This window comes from Candidatus Nanopusillus massiliensis (assembly GCF_920984865.1).
The window spans coordinates 283,944-287,076 of sequence record NZ_OV100765.1 but is presented as its reverse complement, the minus strand read 5'-3'; the positions used below and the strand labels follow the sequence as shown (position 1 = coordinate 287,076).

Below are 3,133 nucleotides of genomic sequence, written 5' to 3'. Positions count from 1 at the left end.
AATAGATCTGATTGATCTGTCATGTGTTGCCATACCTGTTGAAGGTCCATATCTTTGAGCCCAATAAATTACTAAGAGGAATTTCTGCCATACCTGCTAAACTAATTGCCTCTGCCATTAAATCTATTACCACCTCCAGAAGACCAATCATTACCTTTGCACCGCAAAAGATGCACCTAAAGCAATATTAATTACACCAATTTCATTATCAGGTTGATATTGCTATCAATATTATATTTATCCCTTAGAGATGCTAAAATATGCAAAACGGGAGACGCAGGAGTCATTGGATATGCAATATATATATCCAAACCTGCAGCAATTGCTCCTAATGCAATTCCTTCAGAACCAGATAAATAAAATTGTTTCTTATAAACTCCCTTTTCTATACTTTCTTTACTACTAATATTTAAATCATTATAAATAATGTCAATTAATTTTAATTCTTCAGGATCGCCTATTCTTTTTTCAAATACATCTTTAACTGTTTCTTTATCAATATTTAAATATCTTAAGAAACGCTAGTAGAACAATTGTATTTTCATATTTTTTATTAACATTATATTTTTTATAATAATAATCTAAATCTATATCAACTTTTTTATTATATAAACATTTTTTGGTCCAATTATTAATCCATTTTCCTTTAATTTTATATACTATGTAAATTTACCGTATTTTGATCAAATGCAATTATATAAGCAAAATCTTCAAAATAGGTGAGCATATCTATTTTCTCTAGATATACTAACAATATTATAATTATGTCCCCCTCTAATTAAACTCATATACCATCTANAATTAAATACATTATATCCCAATTTAATGAATACTCTTGATATTATATCTGCAGCAAAATCTATTCCTTGACCAGCCTGACCACCTATTAAAATATTTAGGTCTACCATTATTTTTTAATACACTATAGCATATTTAAAATAATATTTTACCAAATCGGTGGTATATTTCAATATAATCTTTTTTCCAATAAATTTTCTTCCTTTATTTCTAATAATTCATCTCTTAAATCGATTGGTGCTGATATTATTAATTTTTACTTTTATTGTTTTTCCCAAAATATTTTTATCAGATTTTACTATAATTTGTTTATATGCATAATTTCTGCAATTTCCATGTATTTTCATATTTTCCTTTTGATTTACAATTGCATATCCTTTCCAATTTAACCATTGTTTATTTCTTTCATATGAATATTTTTTAAATATAATTTTTAGTTTTCTAGATCTTTCCTTTACAATATGACCAGGTAGTTGTTTATATAATTTATATGATAATGTTTTTGGTCTTGGCCAATATTTTGATATATTTATTATCTCAAATTTTACATTTTCAACTAATTCCAATGTTTTTCTAAAATCTTCTTCAGTTTCTGTAGGATATCCAAAAATTATATCTGTTGCAATTGTTCCTTCATAATTTCTTTTCCTTATTTTTTCAATTAATTCATAGAAGTCTTTCAATACTAATCTCCTCCCCTATTGTTTTTAATACATTATTTGTTCCTGATTGAACTGGTATATGAAAGAACTTGAATATATTTTCATTATCTATAAGAATCTAATAATTTATCAATAAATTTATTTAAAATTCCAGGATTTGCCATTCCAACCCTTATATAATATTCTACCCTTAATATCTTTTAATCCAAATAATTAATCTGCTAAATCAATATTTAAATCATATCCATAAGTTGCTAAATCTGTTCCTGTAAAATATATAATCTTAATCCATTTAATTTCTGACATCCTTATATTCTTTATAAATATATTCTGGAGGATATGATTTTGCATTACCCCTGCCAATTTTGTAGCACAATATAAACAATTCCATAAACATCCTTCTTGCAATATTATTATCTTTATTGGATATTGATCCACAGAAGGCAATAATTTTTTTGTATTTTTTCTATCAATTAATACATCTATTTTTCCATTTAAATAATCTTCCAAAACTTTATCTACTTCATCTATATGATCTAAACCAATTAATGTATAACCATTAAATAATTCTGGTTGATGTTGTACTAAATAACCTGCCAAGATTAATTTTTTATCCTTATATTTATTTACCAATTTTATTGCTTTTGATTCTGTTGGTCCTTTAACAGTACATGTATTTATTATTAATATTTCACTTTCATCAGGATTTTCTGTATATTTATATCCTTTTTTAATTAGTATATCTTTCATTATTTCTCCTTCAGCTTTATTTAATTTACATCCCAAAGTAATTATACTAAATTTCATAATTCAATTTTTCAAAAAATTTTTATATATATTCATCAAGCCTTTTGTTTTTATATCTATTTAAATATTCTTTATATTTTTCTTCATTATATTTTACCTCTATATTATCCANTCTTTCAATTGGTTTTAATTTATCATAATATTTAATTGCTATATAATAAAATACATATTTTATGATACATTTAGGAAATGCGGTATAACTAAATCTAAACCATTATTTGGTATTTCTTTATTCTTATCATATTAACCAAAATAAATCTTCCAATATCCTTATATTTATTCTTAAATTATTTAATTTCTTTATTTCTTCATCATCTATATCTGAAAAATGTATAAATTTTCTTTATTTTTTCTGTACCAATTTTTTCCAATTCTTCTGCCTTTTCTTGAGTATATACTGCATATTTTAAATATTTTTCATTTTCTTCTGGTTTGGATATCAATAAATATATATTATTTAAAAATAGTCTAATTCTTCCAAGAATCATCATCATTTATTTCTTGGAAATTCATTTCATTCTTCTCTATATATTCATAAANTATAAGTAATCCCACTCTTTCTCCTTTTTTTATATAATGCTCATTACTTATACAATATGTATAAAAATGCTTCTTTTAATGATCATCTTTTGGATTCATAAAACATCTACATTTTTCAGAATTATTAAACATATGTCAGAAGAAATAAGATTATTAGCAAAAATGCTAAAAGATGATCCCGATTATTTTAAAGTTCTAAATCACTTAAAGATTGCGAATTTGGATAATGGAAAAAACATATCAAAATATACAAAAATTGATATTAATAAAGTAAATAAAATGTTAGAAGAATTAAAAGAGATTGGATTGATTGAAGAAGTACATAG

The 3,133-nt window shown here is 23.6% G+C and carries 6 protein-coding genes (1 of these 6 running past the window's edge); 2 read left to right on the top strand and 4 right to left on the bottom strand.

Annotated features, from left to right (window positions below; all coding sequences use genetic code 11):
- The first annotated feature begins 213 nt into the window (after nucleotides 1-213).
- Nucleotides 214-360: a hypothetical protein gene (locus LUA84_RS02015; protein ID WP_231434209.1), complete on the top strand. Its 147-nt coding sequence runs from the start codon at nucleotides 214-216 to the stop codon at nucleotides 358-360.
- Between the two features lie 350 nt (nucleotides 361-710).
- Here the strand turns inward: LUA84_RS02015 and LUA84_RS02010 are convergent, their stop codons facing one another.
- The 4 genes from LUA84_RS02010 to LUA84_RS01995 all read right to left on the bottom strand — a co-directional run bounded on the left by LUA84_RS02010 (nucleotide 711) and on the right by LUA84_RS01995 (nucleotide 2,755).
- A complete protein-coding gene (locus LUA84_RS02010) occupies nucleotides 711-908 on the bottom strand; it encodes a 2-oxoacid:acceptor oxidoreductase family protein (protein WP_231434208.1) in 198 nt (65 codons plus the stop codon).
- Nucleotides 909-1,016: 108 nt separating this feature from the next.
- Complete coding sequence (locus LUA84_RS02005; RefSeq protein WP_231434207.1) at nucleotides 1,017-1,481, bottom strand: hypothetical protein; 465 nt, start codon at nucleotides 1,479-1,481, stop codon at nucleotides 1,017-1,019.
- Between the two features lie 192 nt (nucleotides 1,482-1,673).
- Nucleotides 1,674-2,267, bottom strand: coding sequence for a hypothetical protein (locus LUA84_RS02000; protein WP_231434206.1), 594 nt, complete (start codon nucleotides 2,265-2,267; stop codon nucleotides 1,674-1,676).
- A gap of 311 nt (nucleotides 2,268-2,578) precedes the next feature.
- Complete coding sequence (locus LUA84_RS01995; protein WP_231434205.1) at nucleotides 2,579-2,755, bottom strand: hypothetical protein; 177 nt, start codon at nucleotides 2,753-2,755, stop codon at nucleotides 2,579-2,581.
- A gap of 88 nt (nucleotides 2,756-2,843) precedes the next feature.
- On the opposite strand from LUA84_RS01995, the gene LUA84_RS01990 reads away from it, so the two are divergent.
- Nucleotides 2,844-3,133: the 5' portion of a DUF2250 domain-containing protein gene (locus LUA84_RS01990; RefSeq protein WP_457913286.1), read on the top strand. The gene runs 124 nt beyond the window's last position; the window shows 290 of its 414 coding nt (coding positions 1-290); it begins with the start codon at nucleotides 2,844-2,846; its stop codon lies beyond the right edge, outside the window.

Coding starts and splice junctions, on each gene's coding strand:
- LUA84_RS02000 (WP_231434206.1), bottom strand. CDS start 2,267: ATGAAATTTAGTATAATTACTTTGGGATGTAAATTAAATAAAGCTGAA.
- LUA84_RS01995 (WP_231434205.1), bottom strand. CDS start 2,755: ATGATTCTTGGAAGAATTAGACTATTTTTAAATAATATATATTTATTG.